The 20,281-nt window shown below is 69.4% G+C and carries 18 protein-coding genes and 1 riboswitch; of the genes, 11 read left to right on the top strand and 7 right to left on the bottom strand.

Annotated features, from left to right (window positions below; all coding sequences use genetic code 11):
• The first annotated feature begins 86 nt into the window (after positions 1-86).
• The 3 genes from OG734_RS29555 to OG734_RS29545 all read left to right on the top strand — a co-directional run bounded on the left by OG734_RS29555 (position 87) and on the right by OG734_RS29545 (position 3,999).
• Entirely contained in the window at positions 87-746 is a 660-nt protein-coding gene (locus tag OG734_RS29555) for a response regulator transcription factor (protein WP_330290511.1), read from the top strand.
• A 201-nt stretch (positions 747-947) separates the two neighbouring features.
• On the top strand, positions 948-2,921 hold the full coding sequence (locus OG734_RS29550) for a 2-oxoacid:acceptor oxidoreductase subunit alpha (RefSeq protein ID WP_443064938.1): 1,974 nt from the start codon (positions 948-950) through the stop codon (positions 2,919-2,921).
• A complete protein-coding gene (locus OG734_RS29545) occupies positions 2,914-3,999 on the top strand; it encodes a 2-oxoacid:ferredoxin oxidoreductase subunit beta (RefSeq protein WP_330290510.1) in 1,086 nt (361 codons plus the stop codon). Before OG734_RS29550 ends, OG734_RS29545 begins: the two co-directional genes overlap by 8 nt.
• Before the next feature lie 39 nt (positions 4,000-4,038).
• Here the strand turns inward: OG734_RS29545 and OG734_RS29540 are convergent, their stop codons facing one another.
• Positions 4,039-4,464 carry a winged helix-turn-helix transcriptional regulator gene (locus OG734_RS29540; RefSeq protein ID WP_443064937.1) on the bottom strand — a complete coding sequence of 142 codons (426 nt, stop codon included), beginning with the start codon at positions 4,462-4,464 and terminating at the stop codon, positions 4,039-4,041.
• Positions 4,465-4,554: 90 nt separating this feature from the next.
• Here OG734_RS29540 and OG734_RS29535 point away from each other — a divergent pair, with 90 nt between their 5' ends.
• From OG734_RS29535 to OG734_RS29505, 7 genes are all read left to right on the top strand, one after another.
• Complete coding sequence (locus tag OG734_RS29535) at positions 4,555-5,406, top strand: NAD(P)H-binding protein (RefSeq protein ID WP_330290509.1); 852 nt, start codon at positions 4,555-4,557, stop codon at positions 5,404-5,406.
• Positions 5,407-5,573: 167 nt separating this feature from the next.
• On the top strand, positions 5,574-6,542 hold the full coding sequence (gene rarD / locus OG734_RS29530) for an EamA family transporter RarD (protein WP_330290508.1): 969 nt from the start codon (positions 5,574-5,576) through the stop codon (positions 6,540-6,542).
• Between the two features lie 52 nt (positions 6,543-6,594).
• The gene (locus tag OG734_RS29525; RefSeq protein WP_330290507.1) at positions 6,595-7,101 is read left to right on the top strand and encodes a VOC family protein; all 507 of its coding nucleotides are present in this window, start codon (positions 6,595-6,597) and stop codon (positions 7,099-7,101) included.
• Between the two features lie 143 nt (positions 7,102-7,244).
• The gene (locus OG734_RS29520) at positions 7,245-8,237 is read left to right on the top strand and encodes a M28 family metallopeptidase (protein WP_330290506.1); all 993 of its coding nucleotides are present in this window, start codon (positions 7,245-7,247) and stop codon (positions 8,235-8,237) included.
• Positions 8,238-8,349: 112 nt separating this feature from the next.
• On the top strand, positions 8,350-9,774 hold the full coding sequence (locus tag OG734_RS29515) for a hypothetical protein (protein ID WP_330290505.1): 1,425 nt from the start codon (positions 8,350-8,352) through the stop codon (positions 9,772-9,774).
• Complete coding sequence (locus tag OG734_RS29510; RefSeq protein WP_330290504.1) at positions 9,771-11,048, top strand: amidase; 1,278 nt, start codon at positions 9,771-9,773, stop codon at positions 11,046-11,048. Before OG734_RS29515 ends, OG734_RS29510 begins: the two co-directional genes overlap by 4 nt.
• Before the next feature lie 120 nt (positions 11,049-11,168).
• Positions 11,169-11,729, top strand: a complete 561-nt coding sequence (locus tag OG734_RS29505; protein ID WP_330290503.1) for a flavodoxin family protein — start codon at positions 11,169-11,171, stop codon at positions 11,727-11,729.
• On the opposite strand, the gene OG734_RS29500 is transcribed toward OG734_RS29505, so the two are convergent.
• The 4 genes from OG734_RS29500 to OG734_RS29485 all read right to left on the bottom strand — a co-directional run bounded on the left by OG734_RS29500 (position 11,719) and on the right by OG734_RS29485 (position 16,402).
• Positions 11,719-12,690, bottom strand: coding sequence for an ABC transporter permease (locus tag OG734_RS29500; RefSeq protein WP_330290502.1), 972 nt, complete (start codon positions 12,688-12,690; stop codon positions 11,719-11,721). The two genes, OG734_RS29505 and OG734_RS29500, sit on opposite strands and share 11 nt — an antisense overlap.
• Positions 12,677-13,663, bottom strand: coding sequence for an ABC transporter ATP-binding protein (locus OG734_RS29495; protein ID WP_330290501.1), 987 nt, complete (start codon positions 13,661-13,663; stop codon positions 12,677-12,679). The genes OG734_RS29500 and OG734_RS29495 overlap by 14 nt, the downstream gene beginning before the upstream one ends.
• Before the next feature lie 56 nt (positions 13,664-13,719).
• Entirely contained in the window at positions 13,720-15,069 is a 1,350-nt protein-coding gene (locus OG734_RS29490; RefSeq protein WP_330290500.1) for a LolA family protein, read from the bottom strand.
• Positions 15,070-15,391: 322 nt separating this feature from the next.
• On the bottom strand, positions 15,392-16,402 hold the full coding sequence (locus OG734_RS29485; RefSeq protein ID WP_330290499.1) for a polyprenyl synthetase family protein: 1,011 nt from the start codon (positions 16,400-16,402) through the stop codon (positions 15,392-15,394).
• A 625-nt stretch (positions 16,403-17,027) separates the two neighbouring features.
• A riboswitch (cyclic di-AMP (ydaO/yuaA leader) is annotated at positions 17,028-17,190 on the top strand.
• 1 nt (position 17,191) lies between these two features.
• On the opposite strand from OG734_RS29485, the gene OG734_RS29480 reads away from it, so the two are divergent.
• On the top strand, positions 17,192-17,683 hold the full coding sequence (locus tag OG734_RS29480) for a transglycosylase SLT domain-containing protein (RefSeq protein WP_330290498.1): 492 nt from the start codon (positions 17,192-17,194) through the stop codon (positions 17,681-17,683).
• A 78-nt stretch (positions 17,684-17,761) separates the two neighbouring features.
• On the opposite strand, the gene OG734_RS29475 is transcribed toward OG734_RS29480, so the two are convergent.
• Both OG734_RS29475 and OG734_RS29470 read right to left on the bottom strand, forming a co-directional pair.
• Positions 17,762-18,622 (bottom strand): HAD family hydrolase, encoded by an 861-nt coding sequence (locus tag OG734_RS29475; protein ID WP_330290497.1) that lies wholly within the window; start codon positions 18,620-18,622, stop codon positions 17,762-17,764.
• Between the two features lie 253 nt (positions 18,623-18,875).
• A complete protein-coding gene (locus tag OG734_RS29470; protein WP_330290496.1) occupies positions 18,876-20,243 on the bottom strand; it encodes an FAD-dependent oxidoreductase in 1,368 nt (455 codons plus the stop codon).
• Between the last annotated feature and the right edge of the window lie 38 nt (positions 20,244-20,281).

The raw sequence follows: 20,281 nt of genomic DNA, 5'->3' as shown, positions 1-20,281 counted from the left end.
ACAACCCCCTCCTCGTCCGAATACTGGGATGCTGGAACCTCGTGTTCGGACGGGGTGTGGGGGGGCCAGTAATCGTGGAGGACAGGGTGCGGGTGGTTATCGCCGAGGATTCAGTGCTGCTGAGAGAGGGCCTGACCCGGTTGTTGACCGACCGTGGGCATGATGTCGTCGCCGGTGTGGGTGACGGGGTCGCGCTGATCAAGACCATTACCGAGCTCGCCGCGCAGGACGAGCTCCCGGATGTCGTCGTCGCGGATGTGCGGATGCCGCCCACCCATACCGACGAAGGAGTCCGGGCCGCCGTACAGCTGCGGAAATCGCATCCGGAACTCGGTGTGCTCGTGTTGTCGCAGTACGTCGAGGAGCGGTACGCGACCGAGCTGCTCGCGGGGTCCAGCCGGGGCGTCGGGTATCTGCTGAAGGACCGGGTCGCCGAGGTGCGGGAGTTCGTGGACGCGGTGGTGCGGGTGGCCCAGGGGGGTACCGCGCTCGATCCGGAGGTCGTGGCCCAGTTGCTGGGCCGCAGCCGTAAGCAGGACGTGCTCGCCGGGCTCACTCCCCGGGAGCGCGAGGTGCTGGGGCTCATGGCCGAGGGCCGTACCAATTCGGCCATCGCACGGCAGCTCGTGGTGAGTGACGGTGCCGTCGAGAAGCACGTCAGCAACATATTCCTGAAGCTGGGGCTCTCCCCCAGCGACGGCGATCACCGGCGCGTTCTGGCCGTTCTGACCTATCTCAACTCCTGACCATCTGACTTTGACCGCCTGACACCCTGTCAGTGCCACGGGGTGGAAACCCATGACAAATCAGGGCGCCGTACCGTCTCAAAATGGCGTCCATCATGCGATCGGTCCCGGGAAGGCCACCCTTACCGACGTACTGTTGATCCTGGGAGGGTCCGCGGGAGGACCGCTCCCAGGCCGCCGCCTCGAAGGAGGTCCAGTTCAGTGACCAGCCAGGTCAGCAGTCCAGCGGACAGTTCAGCGGGCAGTTCAGCGGAGAAGGCCGGCTCAGACGTCGGAGCCGTCGGATCCGTGGTGGGAGAGCAGCGCAATCCGGCGGGCGTGAAGGACGTACGCCGCCTCGATCGGGTGATTATTCGGTTCGCGGGGGACTCCGGGGACGGTATGCAGCTCACGGGCGACCGCTTCACCTCCGAGACGGCGTCCTTCGGGAACGATCTGTCCACTCTGCCGAACTTCCCCGCCGAGATCCGAGCGCCCGCAGGCACCCTGCCGGGCGTTTCCTCGTTCCAGCTGCATTTCGCCGACCACGACATCCTCACGCCCGGCGACGCGCCCAATGTGCTCGTCGCGATGAATCCGGCCGCACTGAAGGCGAACATCGCCGATGTGCCGCGCGGCGCGGAGATCATCGTCAACACGGACGAGTTCACCAAGCGGGCCATGCAGAAGGTGGGGTATGCGGCCTCCCCGTTGGAGGACGGCTCGCTCGACGGGTACAGCCTGCATCCGGTGCCGCTGACCACCCTCACCGTCGAGGCGCTCAAGGAGTTCGCGCTCTCCCGCAAGGAGGCCGAGCGCAGCAAGAACATGTTCGCGCTGGGCCTGTTGAGCTGGATGTACCACCGGCCGACCGCGGGTACCGAGAAGTTCCTCGCCACCAAGTTCGCCAAGAAGCCCGAGATCGCGGCCGCCAACCTGGCCGCGTTCAGGGCCGGTTGGAACTTCGGGGAGACGACCGAGGACTTCGCGGTCAGTTACGAGGTCGCGCCGGCCTCGACCGCGTTCCCCACCGGCACCTATCGCAACATCTCGGGGAACCTGGCCCTGTCGTACGGGCTCATCGCGGCCGGTCAACAGGCTGATCTGCCGCTGTACTTGGGGTCCTACCCGATCACGCCGGCCTCGGACATCCTGCACGAGCTCAGCAGACACAAGAACTTCGGTGTCCGGACTTTCCAGGCCGAGGACGAAATCGCCGGTATCGGGGCCGCGTTGGGCGCCGCATTCGGCGGTTCGCTGGGCGTCACCACCACCTCGGGGCCGGGCGTGGCCCTGAAGTCGGAGACCATCGGGCTGGCGGTTTCGATGGAACTGCCGTTGCTGGTCATCGACATCCAGCGGGGCGGGCCCTCCACCGGGCTGCCGACCAAGACCGAGCAGGCCGATCTGCTTCAGGCCATGTTCGGCCGCAACGGTGAGGCCCCGGTCCCGATCGTGGCCCCGCGCACCCCCGCCGACTGCTTCGACGCCGTCATCGAAGCCGCCCGTATCGCGCTCACCTACCGCACCCCGGTCTTCCTGCTCTCCGACGGATACCTCGCCAACGGCTCCGAGCCCTGGCGCATCCCCGACGTCGACCAACTCCCCGATCTGCGGGTCCAGTTCGCCCAGGGACCCAACCACACCCTCGACGACGGCACCGACGTCTTCTGGCCCTACAAGCGGGACCCGCAGACCCTCGCCCGCCCCTGGGCCATCCCTGGCACCCCCGGGCTCGAACACCGCATCGGTGGCATCGAGAAGCAGGACGGCACGGGCAACATCTCCTACGACCCCGCCAACCACGACCTGATGGTCCGTACCCGTCAGGCCAAGATCGACGGCATCGACGTACCGGATCTGGCGGTCGACGACCCGTCCGGCACGGCCAACACCCTTGTCCTGGGCTGGGGTTCCACGTACGGGCCGATCACCGCAGCGGTACGCCGGCTGCGGGCGGCCGGGGAGTCGATCGCGCAGGCTCATCTGCGCCACCTCAATCCGTTCCCGCGGAATCTCGGCGAGGTGGTGCGGCGGTACGACCGGGTCGTGATCCCCGAGATGAACCTCGGCCAGCTCGCCACGCTGATCCGGGCGAAGTACCTGGTGGACGCCCACTCGTACAACCAGGTCAACGGCATGCCGTTCAAGGCCGAACAGCTCGCCACGGCTCTCAAGGAGGCCATCGATGGCTGAGACGTCCACGGAAGGCGCCGGTACCGGCTCGATCGAGGCACTCACTCTGGTGCCCAAGGCCGAGGCCAGGCAGTCCATGAAGGACTTCAAGTCCGACCAGGAAGTGCGCTGGTGCCCCGGCTGCGGGGACTACGCGGTTCTCGCCGCCGTACAGAGCTTCATGCCCGAACTGGGGCTGGCGAAGGAGAACATCGTCTTCGTGTCGGGGATCGGGTGCTCCTCCCGCTTCCCGTACTACATGAACACCTACGGGATGCACTCCATCCACGGTCGCGCCCCCGCCATCGCGACCGGGCTCGCCTCCAGCCGACGGGACCTGTCCGTCTGGGTGGTCACCGGTGACGGCGACGCGCTCTCCATCGGCGGCAACCATCTGATCCACGCCCTGCGGCGCAATGTGAACCTCAAGATCCTGCTCTTCAACAACCGGATCTACGGGCTGACCAAGGGGCAGTACTCGCCGACGAGCGAGGTCGGCAAGATCACCAAGTCGACGCCCATGGGGTCGCTGGACGCGCCCTTCAACCCGGTGTCGCTGGCGATCGGCGCCGAGGCGTCCTTCGTCGCCCGGACCGTCGACTCCGACCGCAAGCACCTCACGAGCGTGCTGCGCGAGGCCGCCGCCCACCCCGGTACGGCGCTCGTCGAGATCTACCAGAACTGCAACATCTTCAATGACGGCGCCTTCGAGGTGCTGAAGGACAGACAGCAGGCCGAGGAGGCGGTGATCCGGCTGGAGCACGGGCAGCCGATCCGGTTCGGGGCCGACGGCGGCAAGGGTGTCGTACGGGACCGGGCGACCGGTGATCTGAAGGTGGTGGCCGTCACCGCCGACAACGAGGGCGAGGTGCTCGTGCACGACGCGCACTCCGCGTCCCCGACCACCGCCTTCGCACTCTCCCGGCTCGCCGACCCGGACACCCTGCACCACACGCCCATCGGTGTCTTCCGCTCCGTCGACCGGGCCGTCTACGACACGCAGATGGCCGAGCAGCTCGACACTGCGATCGTCCAGAACGGCAAGGGCGACCTCGGCGCGCTGCTCGCCGGCGGGGACACCTGGACCGTCGTCGGATAGACGATCGGGACAGACGGTTGGCATAGACGATACGAGTGGCTACTGGGCCCGGGTCCTTTCGACCCGGGCCTCGTCGTACGTCCGGCGGGCCTGGTCCACGTCCGGCATGCGTTCCGCCGTCCACACGGCCAGGGCCCGCACCTGGGTGGCGGCCTCGCGGCCGAGGTCGGTGAGCGAGTAGTCGACGCGCGGCGGGATGACCGGCTTCGCGTCCCGGTGGACCAGACCGTCGCGCTCCAGCGTCTGGAGGGTCTGCGTCAGCATCTTCTCGCTGACCCTGCCGATGGCCCGGCGCAGCTCGCTGAAGCGGTACGAGCGCTCCAACAGCTCCATGAGGACGAGCACACCCCAGCGACTGGTGACGTGCTCCAGGACCAGCCGGTACGGACACATCCCCTCGGCGCCCACCGGCTCGTACTTGCCCACGACTTCGACCTCACCGCTTACTGCCGCACTTACTGCCATGTAAGTACCTTACTTGAAAGTGGGTACTTTCCTAGAGTTAGCGCTTCTCCTATGGTTAGTGCCAGCCCGCACCCCACAAGGAGATACGCAATGAGCATCGTCGTCACCGGAGCCACCGGCCAACTCGGTCGTCATGTAGTCGAGCAGCTGCTGGAGAAGGTTCCGGCCGACCAGATCACCGCCGTCGTGCGCGACGCGGAGAAGGCGTCCGGCTTCGCGGCCCGCGGTGTGAAGATCGCGGTCGCCGACTACAACAGCCCGGAGACCTTCGACGGTGTCATAGCCGCCGGCGACAAGGTGCTGCTCATCTCCGGCAACGAGTTCGACAAGGGCCGCGTCGGCCAGCACAAGGTCGTCCTCGCCGCCGCCAAGGCCGCGGGCGCCGCGCTGCTCGCGTACACCAGCGCCCCGGGCACCCTGACGGCCGCGCTCGCCGACGACCACAAGGGCACCGAGGCGGCGATCCTCGAGTCCGGCGTCCCGTACTCGCTGCTGCGCAACGGCTGGTACAACGAGAACTACACCGAGCAGCTCGCCGTCGCCCTTGAGCACGGTGTCACCCAGGCCGCCGGCGAGGGCCGGGTCGCCTCCGCCGCGCGCGCCGACTACGCCGCCGCCGCTGTCGCGGTGCTGACCGGCGAGGGCCACGAGAACTCGACGTACGAGCTGAGCGGCGACACCAACTGGGGCTTCGCCGAGTATGCCGCCGAGGTGGCCAAGCAGTCCGGCAAGGACGTCGCCTACAACGCCGTCCCCGTCGAGGTCTACACCGGCATCCTGACCGGCGTCGGCCTGCCCGAGGGCCTCGCCACCATCCTCGCGGGCGTGGACGCGGCCATCGAGCAGGGCGAGCTGGCCGGCACCCCGGGCGACCTGTCCCGTCTGACCGGCCGCCCGACCACGCCGATCGCGGAGTCGATCGCCGCCGCGCTCAAGGCCTGACCCCCGCGCCCCTCGGGGGCGCGCACTCCCCCGTCACGCCCCCGAGGACGCCCACCCCCGCCTGTCATGACCGTATGCCGATACGAACATGACAGCCGGGGGCGCTCGGCGTTACCGTCGTGGCCGCACGTCCATATGGTCATGTGCTGGTACGAGGGGAGACGCCGGTGGCCGGCAAGCCGACGAGCGAGCAGCGCACAGGTCTGCTGAACGGCTTCGCGGCATACGGGATGTGGGGGCTCGTCCCGCTCTTCTGGCCGCTGCTGAAGCCGTCCGGGGCGGTCGAGATCCTGGCCCACCGGATGGTGTGGTCCCTCGCCGCCGTCGGCATCGCCCTGCTGGTGATGCGCCGCTGGGCCTGGGCGGGTGAGTTGCTGCGGCAACCGCGCCGACTGGCACTGATCACGGTCGCCGCGGCGTTCATCACGGTCAACTGGGGTGTCTACATCTGGGCCGTGAACACCGGGCACGTGGTCGAGGCCTCGCTCGGCTACTTCATCAACCCGCTCGTCACCATCGCCATGGGCGTGCTCCTGCTGAAGGAACGGCTGCGGCCGGTGCAGTGGGCCGCGGTCGGCGTCTGTCTGGCCGCCGTACTCGTCCTGACGATCGGCTACGGCCGGCCGCCCTGGATCTCCCTCTGTCTGGCCTTCTCCTTCGCCACGTACGGCCTGGTGAAGAAGAAGGTCAACCTGGGCGGGTTGGAGTCGCTGGCCGCCGAGACCGCGGTCCAGTTCCTGCCCGCGCTGGCCTATCTGCTGTGGCTGGGCGGCCAGGGCGAGGCGACCTTCGGCGCGCACGGCGCCGGACACGCGGCCCTGCTCGCGGCGACCGGCATCGTGACCGCCCTCCCGCTGGTCTGCTTCGGCGCGGCGGCGATACGGGTGCCGTTGTCGACGTTGGGCCTGCTCCAGTACCTGGCCCCCGTCTTCCAGTTCCTCCTCGGCATCTTCTACTTCCACGAGGCCATGCCGCCGGAGCGCTGGGCCGGGTTCGCACTGGTGTGGCTCGCCCTGGTCCTGCTGACGTGGGACGCGCTGCGGGCGGCCCGACGGGGGGCGCGGGCGCTCAGGACGCAGGCCGACCCGGTCCTCGTTCCGCCGACAGTGGCGACCACGCAGGACGTACCCCGCTGACAGGGGGCGCACAGAGAGCCGTTGTCAGTGCGACGCGTTATAAGTGGTCCCCATGACACAGACCCCCGCACAGGCTCCCTCCCTCTCCCCCTCCTCCGACCCCGCCCCTGTCCCCGTGCACTGGAAACTGGTCATCGACTGCGCGGATCCGCACGCACAGGCCGACTTCTGGGCCGGCGCGCTCGCGTACACGGTCGAGGACCACAGCGCGCTGGTCGAACGCCTGCTGGGCCTCGGTGCCGTACCGGCCGAGCTGACCGTCGAGTCGCACGGCCGCCTCGCCTGGCGGGACCTGGCCGCCGTACGGCATCCCGGGGACCCGTACCAGGAGGAGAGCGGGACCGGGCTCGGGCGTCGGCTGCTCTTCCAGCGCGTTCCGGAGCCGAAGACGGGCAAGAACCGGCTCCATCTCGATCTGCACCCGGGCCCGGACCGGCGCGCGGCCGAGGTCGAGCGGCTGACGGGGCTGGGGGCGAGCGTGCTGCGGGAGGTGCGGGAGGCGGGCGGTGAGTGGGTGGTGATGACCGATCCGGAGGGGAACGAATATTGCGTGCACTAGTCATGTCCATGTCTAAATTCATCCGATATGCGAACTCCCTGTCCAGATAGCGCCCTTGACGAACCGTTAGCCAGAGCTTCACCATCCAGGCACCTATCCACTGTGGAATCCCTGTGATTCCCAAGGAATTCGGAGCCCCCCACATGAAGCTCTCGGTTCCCGCACGCGCCGCAGCCACCGCTGTGGCCGTCACCGTGCTCGCCAGCACCGCGCTCCTCACCACGGGCACGGCAGCCGGCGCGGCCCCCGCCCCCGATTCCGCGACCTCCGCGTCGTCCGCGTCGCTCCTCAAGCTCGCCGCCGCCCCCGACCTGCCCGTGGCCAACGTCAAGGCGCATCTGACCCAGCTGCAGTCCATAGCCACCGCCAACGGCGGCAACCGGGCGCACGGCAGAACCGGCTACCGTGCCTCGCTCGACTATGTGAAGGCCAAGCTGGACGCGGCCGGATTCACCACGACCATCCAGCAGTTCACGGCGTCCGGCCGTACCGGCTACAACCTGATCGCCGACTGGCCCGGCGGCGACACCAACCAGGTGATCATGGCGGGCTCGCACCTCGACAGCGTGACCGCCGGCGCCGGCATCAACGACAACGGCAGTGGCTCGGCCGCCGTCCTGGAGATCGCGCTCGCCGTCTCCCGCGCCCAGTACCAGCCCACCAAGCATCTGAGATTCGGCTGGTGGGGGGCGGAGGAACTGGGCATGGTCGGGTCCCGGTACTACGTCAACAACCTCTCCTCCGCGAACCGTTCGCGCGTCAAGGGCTATCTGAACTTCGACATGATCGGCTCGCCGAACCCCGGCTACTTCGTCTACGACGACGACCCGACCATCGAGCAGACCTTCAAGGACTACTACGCCGGTATCGGCATCGCGACCGAGATCGAGACCGAGGGCGACGGCCGCTCCGACCACGCGCCCTTCAAGAACGTGGGCATCCCCGTCGGCGGCCTGTTCAGCGGCGCCGACTACACCAAGACGACGGCCCAGGCGGCCAAGTGGGGCGGTACGTCGGGCCAGGCGTTCGACCGCTGCTACCACTCGTCCTGCGACACGACGGCCAACATCAACGACACCGCCCTCGACCGCAACAGCGACGCGGCCGCGTACGCCGTGTGGGAGTTGTCGGAGTAACGCGCGCACTCTGTGGTCCAACTCCCCCGTACCGCGCTGACGATGGCACTGTTCGGATGCCAAGATCAGTAATTCGGTACGTCAGTACGTCGGTACGGGGGAAGGAACGTTCATGCGCAGGGCGGGTACGAGAGTGATGGCGGCCGTCGTGGTGGGGCTGGTGCTCGCCGGATGCGGCGGATCGGCGGAGCCCGACAAGGCCACGCGATCCGCTGACGCCGGTGATCCCAAGGGGGACGGTCAACCGGTCGGCCCGCTCGCCGAGTTGACCGTCCCCGCCGCCTACGACGCCGACCGCGGCTGGGACCAGGCGCTGCCCTGGGTACGGGAGGGCGCAGAGACCGCGCCCGTCGCCGTCGCCCCCGACTCGGGGACCGTCGCGTACGTGGTCGCCGACCAGGCCGAGATGTACCTGCAGGTGCGCAGGGCCACCACCGGCAAGGTGCTGTGGACCAGCGCCCCCTGGACCCCGCCGGGGTCACTGGACGACTCCGCAGGCTACGACCCCGCTGCCACCGCGCCCGCGTCGGTGACCGCCGTCGACGCGGGCGGGCGCGAGTACTTCGTCGCGTGGGCGCACGGGCTGGACGGCAAGGACGAGTTGCACGACGGCAAGGAGATCGTCCAGGCCGTGGTGTACGCGGCCGACGGCAACTCCGGGAACGCGGTCGCGCCGCTGCGCACCGTCGACGTCCCCGTGGAGGCCGACAACGGCACCGCCCAGGGCGAGACCGTCGTCCGTGACGGCGGCGCGGGCCAGGCCCTCGTCAGCTGGACCGAGGGGTACAAAAGCCGCGCTGCTGCGATCGACGTCACGAGCGGCAAGGTCACGACGTACGGCGAAGACGCGGGCACAGTCGTCGGACTGAGCGGGCGGGGGCCCGTGACGAACCCCTCCGGCGGCGGATTCGGCGTGTCCGGCAGTTGGGTCGGCACGGATGTGGCCCCCAAGGGCGCCGCCGCCGAACAGTCCGCCGGCTTCGGCTCCGAACTGGCCAACGGCACCGCCCAGACGGTCACCGACGGCAAGGTCGTCGCCTACTGGGCCCCCTCGAAGGACGCCAACGAGGACGGTTCCGAGGAGACCGTGCGGACCGTGCACGACGCCGCGACCGGCAAGGTCCTGCTGAGCGCCGAGTGCCGCGACCGTACGCTCACACAGACGTTCGACAGCGACGACACCGTCCTCGGTGACAGCATCCTGACGTCCGTCTCCCCCAACGGCCGCTATCTCTCGTACGGTTGGATGCTCTTCGACCTCCAGAAGGGCTCCGTGGCCTGTCTCGCCAAGGGCGTGGGCGGGGACGAGGGCCGCAAGGACATGCTGATCGACTCCGTACGCGACGACGGCACGGCGTACGGAACCGTCCCGGGCTCGCACCCGCGCGTCGCCGTCGAGATCCCGGCCTCGACGGGCACGCCGAAGGCCCTGCCGACCGGCACGGAGGTGCCCGCATATACGCCGGCCGGCGTCGGCATCTTCCTCACCTGGATCGAGGGCGGCGGGATCCTGGTCTCCGGGCGCGCGGAGAGTTGAGCCCGGACAGGGGGCGCTTCGCGGATCTCGCGGATCTCGCGGATCTCACGGTCCCCGAGATCGCCGCCGCCGTACGGGCGCGGGAAGTGACCGCCGTCGACGTCGTCACGGCCGCGCTCGCGCGGATCGCCGTCGTGGAGCCGGAGTTGTGCGCGTTCAGGGAGGTGTGGGGCGAGGCTGCGGTGCGGCGGGCGCGCGAGGTCGACGTACGTGTCGCCGCGGGTGAGCGGTTGCCGCTCGCGGGCGTCCCGATCGCCGTCAAGGGCCGGTACGGGGAGCGGGCGGCGGACGCGGTACGGCTGACCGCCGCCGGGTGTGTGCCGTTGGGCGCGACGTCCGTACCCGCGCCCGGGTCCGGAACCCCCTGGCAGACATGGGGACTCGGGGCCGGAGGGCGGACGGTCAACCCGTGGCGGGCGGACCGGGTGCCGGGCGGTTCGTCGGCCGGGGCCGCGGCGGCGGTGGCGGCGGGCCTGGTCCCCCTCGCGACCGGCGCGGACGGGGCGGGGTCCATCCGTATCCCGGCCGCCTGGTGCGGGGTGTTCGGCCTCAAGTCGACGAACGGACGCCTGCCGCATCCCGACCGGACGGGGCTGAGCGCGGCCGGGGCGGTCGCTCGGCGGGCCGTGGACCTGTGGGCGTACTGGCGATGCGTGGCCGGAGCCGGCGGGGGTGGCGGGGGCGCGGTGGATGTGGCGGGCGGGATGACAGACGGCGCCGGCCAGGAGTACGCGCGGCGCCCTCTCATCGCCGTCTGGTCCGACTCCCTCGGTTTCACCCGCACCGATCCGGGGCCCGCCCTCGTCGCGCACGGCGCCGCGCTGCGGCTCGACGGTGCCGGGGTCGTACGGCTGCTTCCGCCGGACGATGCCCCCGTGTGCCTCGACGACCCGGGGCCGACCTGGCTGGCGCTGCGTGCGCCGGGCGCGGATACGGGGGACGGCACAGGCAGCGATGCTGCGGCGTACCCGCTGCGAGCGGTCAACGACCAGCGGCTGGCGGAGCTGTTCACCCGGGCCGACCTGCTCCTGACCCCCACCACGCCGAACCCGCCGCACGGTCACGAGGGCCCGGGCGACCGGTACTCGACCTCGCTCACCTGGGCGTTCAACCTCAGCGGGCACCCGGCGGCAAGCATCCCCGCGGGATTCGGCCCGGACGGCTGCCCGGTCGGGCTCCAGGTGGTGGCCCGGCACGGCGAGGAGGAGGTGCTGCTCCGGGTCATGGCGGAGGCGGAGGAGCGGGCGGGGCTGCGGGCGCCCCGGGCGCGGTAGCGGGGGCTGGCCACATTTGAATGCGTGTGCATATACTGCGTACGCGCATAGTCACCATGCGCGTAAATCCACGGTACGCGCGCACTCGCCCGTACGCCGACCACGCCCGGGGGCCCGACCATGAACCGCAGCTTTCTCTTCCTGCTCGGCAGCAGCCGTAGCGACGGCAACACCGAGGCTCTCGCCCGCAGGGCCGCCGAACAACTGCCCGCCGACGTCGAGCAGCGCTGGCTGAGTCTGGCCGAGCATCCGCTGCCCGAATTCGAGGACCTGCGCCACGACGCGGACCACGTCCGGCCCACCGGAGGCAACGCGGCCCTCCTGCTCGACGCCACGCTCGCGGCCACGGACATCGTGATCGCCTCGCCGCTGTACTGGTATTCGGTGTCCGCTCCCGTCAAGCGCTACCTCGACCACTGGTCGGGCTGGCTACGCACCCCGGGCGTGGATTTCAAGGCCACCCTCGCCGGGCGCACCCTGTGGGGCGTCACCGTCCTCGCGGCCCCGGAGCAGACGGTCGCCGACCCGCTGGTCGGTACCCTCAGCAACTCGGCCGCCTATATGGAGATGCGGTTCGGCGGGGTGCTGCTCGGCAACGGGAGCAAGCCCGGTGACGTACTGAACGACACCGACGCCCTCACCCGCGCGAAGACGTTCTTCGACTCGGGCTTCAGGCCGTGATGTCCTTCGTCGTGAACCGTGCCCAGGCCGCCGAGCCGAACACCGCCGCGTACAGGGCCTGGATGCCGAGGTTCTTCACCAGGTCGTCCCAGTAGACCGGTTCGCGCATCAGGTCGGCGAAGGACAGCCAGTAGTGGGAGAAGAAGTACGGCTGGAGCGCGTGCAGTTGGGGTATCTGGTCGAGGATCTGGATGGTGATGAGCAGCCCCACGGTCGTCGCCATCGCCGCGATGCCGCTGCTCGTCAGGGTGGAGATGAACAGGCCGAGCGCCGCCACGCCGATCAGTGACGCGGCGACGACCAGCGCGATCAACAGCGCCCGCCCGAGGCCCTCCGTGAAGCTGATGCTCGTACCGGAGATCGTCATCAGGTCGCCGAGCGGGAAGAGGAACGCGCCGACCGTGAGCGCCGATATCGCCACCACCAGCGTCGCGACCAGGCAGAACGTCAGCGTGGTCGCGTACTTGGTGAGGAGCAGACGGGTGCGGCCGGCCGGGGCGACCAGCAGATAGCGGAGCGTGCCCGCGTTCGACTCGCCGGCGATCGCGTCACCCGCGATGACGCCGATGGCCATCGGGAGGAAGAAGGGGAGGGTCGCGGCCAGTGCCGTGAACACCAGGAACAGGCCGTTGTTGCTGATCTGCGAGATGAACGCCGGTCCCGCGCCGCCGCCCCCGGGGCCCCCGCCGACGGCTGACGAACCGTCGCTCGTCTCGATCTTCACGGCGATACCGACGACGATCGGTACTGCGGCGAGCACGGCGAGCAGCGCGAGGGTCCGCCAGCGCCGGAAGGTGATGACGAGCTCGCTGCGGAAAAGGCCCAGGGTCCAGAGGGGGTTGGGGGTACGAGGGGCTTGCGTGCGGACCGTTTCCGTATCGCCGGTTTCCGTGCCGATGGTTTCCGTACCGCCCGTGTCCGTACCGCCAGTGTCCGTACGAGTGGTCTCAGCCTGCGACATCGAAGCCCTCCCCCGTCAGCGCCACGAACGCGTCCTCCAGGGAGGCCCGTTCGACGCCGAAACCCCGGACGCGGACACCCGCGCCGACCAACGCGGCGTTCAGATCGGCGAGTTCACGGTCACCTTCCGGCACCTCGCCGGTCAAGCGGTCCTCGGTCACGACCACGTCGCCGACGCCCTGTTCCTTGAGCACCCGGGCCGCGTCCGCCACATCGGGCGTCGTCACGACCAGCCGGCCGCGGGCCCCGGCGGCCAACTCGGCCACCGCGCCCTGGGTGATCAGCCGGCCCTGCGCCATCACGGCCGCGTGCGTACAGACCTGCTCGATCTCGTCGAGGAGGTGGGAGGAGAGGAAGACGGTGGTGCCGTCGGAGGCCAACTCCCTTACCAGGGAACGGATTTCACGCATCCCCTGCGGATCGAGCCCGTTCGTCGGCTCGTCGAGGACGAGCAGCCGACGCGGCTGGAGCAGCGCCGCCGCGAGACCGAGCCGCTGCTTCATACCCAGCGAGTAGGCCTTCGCCTTCTTTCCGGCGGCGGCCGTCAGACCCACTCGGTCCAGCGCCGCCGCGACGCGCGTACGCCGGGTGCGAGGATCGGCGGTCGGGTCGGCGGCGTCGTACCGTACGAGGTTGTCGCGGCCCGAGAGAAAGCCGTACAACGCGGGCCCCTCGATGAGCGCGCCGACATGGGGCAGGACGGCGCGGGTGGAGCGGGGCATCGGCCGCCCCAGCACCCGCGCCGTGCCCGACGTCGGCTCGATCAGGCCCATCAGCATGCGGATGGTCGTCGTCTTTCCGGAGCCGTTGGGCCCGAGGAAACCGAAGACGCTGCCCGCCGGGACGGTGAGGTCGAGAGCGTCGACGGCGAGCTGTCCGCCGCGGTAGCGCTTGGCGAGGGCGCGAGTGACGATGACCGCGTCGTCGTCATCCCGGTTCACCTTCTGCGGCTCCGTGGCGGACGTTTCCTCCATGGGCTCCCTCAATCATCCTTGATCGTCGTGCGTCTACGGCGGTTCTCGTAGGGGCGTTACTGGGCCGCGTTCGCTGCCTTGACCAGGGCGTCCTTCGTGACGGCGCCGACGTAGAGCTTGCCGTCGTCCGTCATCAGGGCGTTGATCAGGCGGGTCTTGAAGACCGTGCCGGAGCCGAAGTCGCCGGAGACCTTGTCGCCGAAGGAGTCGAGGAAGCCGCCGAACGCACCGGCGTCGGGCGAGTCACCGGCCGACGGCATACCGCCCTCGGTCCCCGAGTCGAACGCGGCGATGGAGTTCCAGCCCTCACCGATGACCTTGAAGTCATCGCCGGCACCCTCACCTTCGGCCCCGTTCACCCACCCGTGCCCCTCAGGTCCCTTGAGGTCGCCGTCGAACTCCTTGCCGAATTCCTTGCTGAAGTTCTTGTCGAAGTCCTTCCCGGGCTCCTCCTCGGCCTTGCCCGTGCCCTCCTCGGTGACCTTCGTCCCCTTGGGCGGGGTGAAGTCGAAGGTCGAGGCGGCGGGCTTGGCGAAGTCGACGTCGACAAAACCGGCGTCCACGACGGCGGCGCCGCCGCTCGCCGGGGTGAGCGTGAACTTCAGCGGCGTCCCGGTCTTCGAATCGACGGCGACACTGATCGCCCCGACCGTGGATCCGGACGCCTTCGGCTTGATGACCAGCTTGTACGCGTCCCGGCCGGCGACCTGGGCGGTGCCGTCGACGGTCACGGAGGTCGTGTCGTCGACCGCCTTCAGGGCCTCCTTGGCGAACTCCCCGGGCGTGGCGGGCACGTCGTCGCCGGGCAGGATCTGGTCCTTGCCCTCGCCCTGGTCCTTGCCCTTGTCGCTCTTGCCCTCGGATTCGGGGGCCGTCGCGTGGTACGCCTCGTTCGACGCGCTGTCGTACGCCCACACCTCGTCGCCGTTGTGGATCACGCTGTACTCGGCGGCCTTCTCCAGCAGCGACAGCTTCTGCTTGTCGGGGCCGTCGGCGGCGATACGTACCGTGTGCGTGCCGGAGGCCAGTGCGAGAAGCTTGGCGCTCGGATCGGCGGCCGACCCCGAGTCGCTGGACCCGCCTCCGAGTCCACCCGACAGAAGTCCGCTCTCCAGACCGCCGAGGTCGGGCAGCCCCAGATCCGTGCTGATCTTCACCGTGCCGGACAGTTGCTGTACGTCCGACGCGGCGATCTTCTCGATGAGTTCCTGTGCGCTGATCTTCGGCAGATCGGGGTCACCGGAGCCAGCGAACGCCGGTACCAGCCCGATCGTCGCGACCGTCAGACCGATCACCACTGCCGGGGCGGCGTACCGCGCGGCCTTGCGGCGCCGGGACGGCACGTCCTCGGCCTCGATCTCGGCGTCGATCCGGTTCCCGGCCTTGGCCTCTTCGTACGGTGCCATGTGTGCCTTACCTCCGTCGTCGGCGGCGGCTTTCCGTCCCACACTTGTCCACCCTGAGCCGCCATTCTCACCCGAACCGGTGAGGAGTGGTTGGTTTCCATCTCACCAAATCGGCGATGCGGAATCGTCAGACCTTGGGCTCAACTCATGTACTGCCACGGGATGACATGAGGGGGCGGCACATCCCCTAACCCGTAGGGGTCGTCTCAATTCAGCCCGTCCGGCGTTTGAGGACAGGGCCCGTTCAGGGCCGTAGCGGGAGTCTGGGGGCGCAGCCCCCAGGACCGGGATGGGACGGGTAAGGGCGGCGGGGGCGAAACCCTCACCCAGCCCGATGCACCACCGCATCGCACATCTCCCGCAACGCGGCCTTCGCATCGCACTCCACCAACGGCGCCAACGCAGCCCGCGCCTCCTCCGCATACCGCACCGTGTCCCGCCGCGCCTGCTCCAACGCCGGATGCACCCGCAGCCGAGCCAACGCCTCCGCATGCCGCGCATCGTCACTCAAGTCGGAATCCAGCAACTCGCACAACGCGGCATCCTCGGCCAGCCCCAGCCGAGCCACCCGCTCTCGCAACCGCAGCACGGGCATCGTGGGAATGCCCTCGCGCAGATCCGTCCCCGGCGTCTTCCCCGACTCGTGGGAATCGGACGCGATGTCCAGCACATCGTCCGCGAGCTGGAAGGCGACCCCGAGCCGCTCCCCGTACTGGGTGAGTACATCCACGACACTGTCGTCGGCCCCGGACATCATCGCCCCGAACCGGCAGGCCACGGCCACCAGCGACCCGGTCTTCCCGCCCAGTACATCCAGATAGTGCTCGACCGGATCCCGCCCGTCCGACGGCCCCGCCGTCTCCAGGATCTGCCCGGTCACCAGCCGCTCGAACGCCTCCGCCTGCACCCGGACCGCCTCGGGCCCGAGGTCGGCGAGGATGTGCGAGGCGCGCGCGAACAGAAAGTCCCCGGTGAGGACCGCGACGGAGTTCCCCCAGCGCGTGTTGGCGCTGGGCACCCCGCGCCGCACCTCGGCCTCGTCCATGACGTCGTCGTGATACAGCGTCGCGAGGTGGGTCAGCTCCACCACCACCGCGGACGGCACGATCCCCGGCGCATGCCGGTCCCCGAACTGCGCCGCGAGCATCACGAGCAACGGCCTGAACCGCTTCCCGCCGGCCCGCACGAGATGCTGCGCGGCTTCCGTGATGAAGGGGACCTCGCTCTTGGTGGCTTCGAGCAATCCTTCCTCGACAGCCGCCAATCCGGCCTGGACATCGGCTTCGAGAGCCTGGTCCCGCACGCTCAGCCCGAACGGCCCGACGACGGTCACGAGGGATCTCCTGTCTGCTGTGTCTACTGGCGGTCACACGGTGTGTCGATAGGTCGCTGCCATCACTCAAGTCAGCGTATCCGGTCACGTTTCGATCACCGCGAGCGCCCGCCCGTCCAGGCCAGGCGGTATCGGATCACGACCGGAATGTTTTTGATCAGTCCAAAGCATGGACATTTATAAACATCCCGCGCCCCACCAGCAAGCACCCATACACATACGTCACCTCAGTCCCATCCTCCGCCGCGACCCTCACAACGACAACGACGCGCATCGAGCGAGAGGTTCCGCCCTCACAGCGGACACTCACCCCCAAAAGCCCCATTCACCCCAAACACCTCGCTCGCCGCACCCGCACCACCCCTACCCCCCACCCCGTGATCCGAGTCACTCCACCAATCAACCCGCACCACCCCTCCCCCCGAACTCCCCATTCACGAAAGGCAAGTTACCCTCAACCCACCCTTCACCATTTGCCCGTTTTATCCCTAATGGGTGCACCAAATGGGCAAGTCCTGCATTTCTGCCCCTTGTTCCACCCGTGTGCTCTCGCATACGTTTCGCGCCACACCGGGCGGATCGCCGAATCCTGCCACCGCCCGTAGAGCAGCCACCACCCACCCACACATGACTCACGCAGGCAGGAGCGGGGGACCCAGGTAAGCCGCCGGTCCGGACATTGAAACCGGAGCGGCTAGGGGTGAAGCCGCGCGCCGCAAAACGCGCCCGGCCGGGCATCTCCCGCCCGAACCCGACAGCTCACCTCGCAGGCGCCGGAGAGGACTCACCATGCCCGCACGAGGTCAGCACCCCAGCGCGAGAACCCCCCGTCGCCCGCTCACACTCACGCGCACCCTCGTCATCACCACAACGGCCGCCGCAGCCCTGGCCCTCCCCTTCCTGACCGCGACGACGGCCTCGGCCGCACCGTCGGCCTCGTCGTCGACGACGACGTACTACGCGAACAACCTGGACGGCTGGATCCGCGAATCGCTCGACATCATGGCGCAGAGGGGAATCCCGGGAACGTACGACGGCATCTACCGCAACGTCATCCGCGAGTCGTCCGGCAACCCGTACGCCATCAACAACTGGGACTCGAACGCGGCAGCCGGCACCCCTTCCAAGGGCCTCCTCCAGGTCATCGACCCGACCTTCGCCGCGTACCACGTCGCCGGCACCTCGTTCGACCCCTACGACCCGATCGCGAACATCACCGCGGCCTGCAACTACGCGGCGGCGCGATACGGATCGATAGACAACGTCTTCGGGGCCTACTAGGCCGACCCGGGTCAGCAGGCCGGCCGTGCCCTGCCAGGCCGGCCGGCCGTGGCCTGACACAGGCCGGCCGGCCAGAGGCTACTGCCGGCCGACCCACGCAGACGCAGACGCAGACGCCGACCAGTCCGCCCCCCGCCCGAACAACCGCTCCAGCACCACCGCGATCCCGTCGTCCTCGTTCGAGAGGGTGACCTCGTCCGCCACCGCTTTGAGTTCGGGATGGGCGTTGGCCATGGCGACGCCGTGGGCCGCCCAGTCGAACATCGGGATGTCATTGGGCATGTCACCGAAGGCGATCGTGGCGGACGAGGCCAGCCCGAGATACTCGGCGGCCAGCGCAAGCCCTGTCGCCTTGGTGATGCCGCATGGCTGGAGTTCGACGGTGCCCGGCCCCGACATGGTGACCGTCGCGAGGGAACCGACCGCTCCGCGCGCCGCCGACGCCAACTCGTCGTCGGACAGCGACGGGTGGCGCAGCAGCACCTTGCTGATGGGCGCGGCCCACAGGTCGTCCCGGTGCGGCACCTGTACGGCGGGCAGCGTCGGGTGCGGCATCAGGTACCCGGGTTCGATGAGCGTGAGCCCGTCGACCCCGTCCTGATCGACGGCGGCGTACACCTGCCCGACCTCGGCCTCGATCTTGCCGAGCGCGGTCTCCGCCAGGTCCCGGTCCAGGGTCACCGACCAGAGCAGACGGTCCGCGCCGGCGTCGTACAACTGCGCCCCCTGCCCGCACACCGCGAGCCCCCCGCCACCGAGGTCGTCGAGCAGCGGCCGGACTCTCGGCGCCGGGCGCCCCGTCACGACCAGATGCCGGGCGCCGGCAGCCGTGGCGCGCGCCAGCGCGATCCGCGAACGGTCGGAGAGCGTGTCGTCTGCGCGCAGGAGCGTTCCGTCCAGGTCAGTGGCGATAAGTGCGTATGAGGTGGGAGCGGCCATGATCCAGAGAATACGGATCGTTCGGCACATCGGTCTCCGCCCGAACCGGACGACGTTCGGCATCCCGGCAGCAACAGCCCCCGCGCCTGGGCCAGTTCCTCCGCAGGCACCGGCCCAGGAAGGCATGATCAGCACAACAACTCGGCACAACGAGCCCCTGGTTCACAAGATCGAGCAACGCACGCATCGACCAACCGGATCCGAACCGGAACCCGAACCCGATTCCTGACCCTGCCCTGCCCTGCCCCGTGCCCTACGCGTGCGCCGCCGCCAGATGCCCCGCCAGCCGCGGTGACGCGAACTCCGTGCCGCACACGAACCGCATCACCGGCCCGTACGAAGCGGCCGCCGACAACCCCGTGAAGTACAACCCGGGTACGGAGGACACATACCCGGCCCCGAGCCTCGGCGTCCCCCGGCTCACCGCCAGCTCCGTACGCAGCTCATGCCCGAGGAAGTCCATCGCGGCGATGTCGACGCGGTAGCCGGTCGCGGCTATGACATGGTCGGCCGACAACTCCCGTGTACGGCCGTCGAGTTCCCGCACGGTCAACACCGGCTGCCCAGCGGCGAAAGCCGTCCCGCTCCCCGAACCCTTCGCCTCCAACGCACCGCCTGCGCCCTTCGCACCCTCCGCCTCAGCCGCTCCTATGGCCTCCCTACCCCCCGTGACTCCCGCCCGGACGATCCGCTCGACCTCACTCACCTGCACCTTCCCCTCGAACCGGTCGCGCAGCCACCACGCCCCGAGCGGTCCGAGGACCCGGCGGACAAGGTAGTGGCGGGCCTGAGCCGGGAGGTAGCGGTAGGGATGCGGGTAGTAGGTGAGGGCCCACAGCGACCATGCGTTGCCGAACGGCGACTCGGGCCGCAGCCTGGGCTGGTGCCACGGCGGCGCACCGAATGCGACGCGGCCGGTCCCCCGCGACACCACTCGTACCCGCGCCCCCGCCTCCGCTGCCAGCGCCGCAGTCTCCAGCGCGGACTGGCCCGCACCGACGACTATCAGTTCCCTGCCCGCGAACCGGCTCAGGTCGTGGTGCTGCGAACTGTGCGACACCGGTCCCGTGGGCGAGGGGCCGTCCGGCGCGGCGCCGGACAGCTCCGGGGGCAGTTGCGCGAGCCCCGACAGCCCGGTCGCCACGACTACCGCCCGCGCGGTGAACAACTCGCCCGAGTCCAGCTTGAGTTCGAATCCGCCACCCCCGCTGCCGCGACTGCTCCTGCCCTCGCTGCCGTGACCGTTCCTGCCATCGTGGCCTGTGCCCTTGTGCCGCCGGTCCACGGACACCACCCGCACCCGCTCCAACTCGGGCACCAGCCGCTGCTGGAACCACTCGCCGTACGCGATGAAGGTCTCCACCGGGATGATGTCCTCGTCCGTGACCAGCCGGGACACCCCCGCCGCGTCGCAGTAGTCGACGAGGGTGTGGCCACGCTGCGGGGCATCGATGCTGGAGGCCGCCGGCGTCGACTTCAGGAGCATCCCGGCGGGCATGTGGTCCCGCCAGCTCACCATGGGCTCGCCGAACACTCTCACCGGTATGCCCCGCGCCCGCAGATGCGCGGCGGTGGACAGACCGAACGGTCCCGCGCCGATAACCGCTACTGGATGATTCACGAAGTCCCTCCCCAGGACGCTGCTTCGCCACTTCGTGC

It is taken from the genome of Streptomyces sp. NBC_00576 (genome assembly GCF_036345175.1).
Classification (GTDB): Bacteria; Actinomycetota; Actinomycetes; order Streptomycetales; family Streptomycetaceae; genus Streptomyces.
This window is presented reverse-complemented; position numbering and strand designations above follow the sequence as displayed.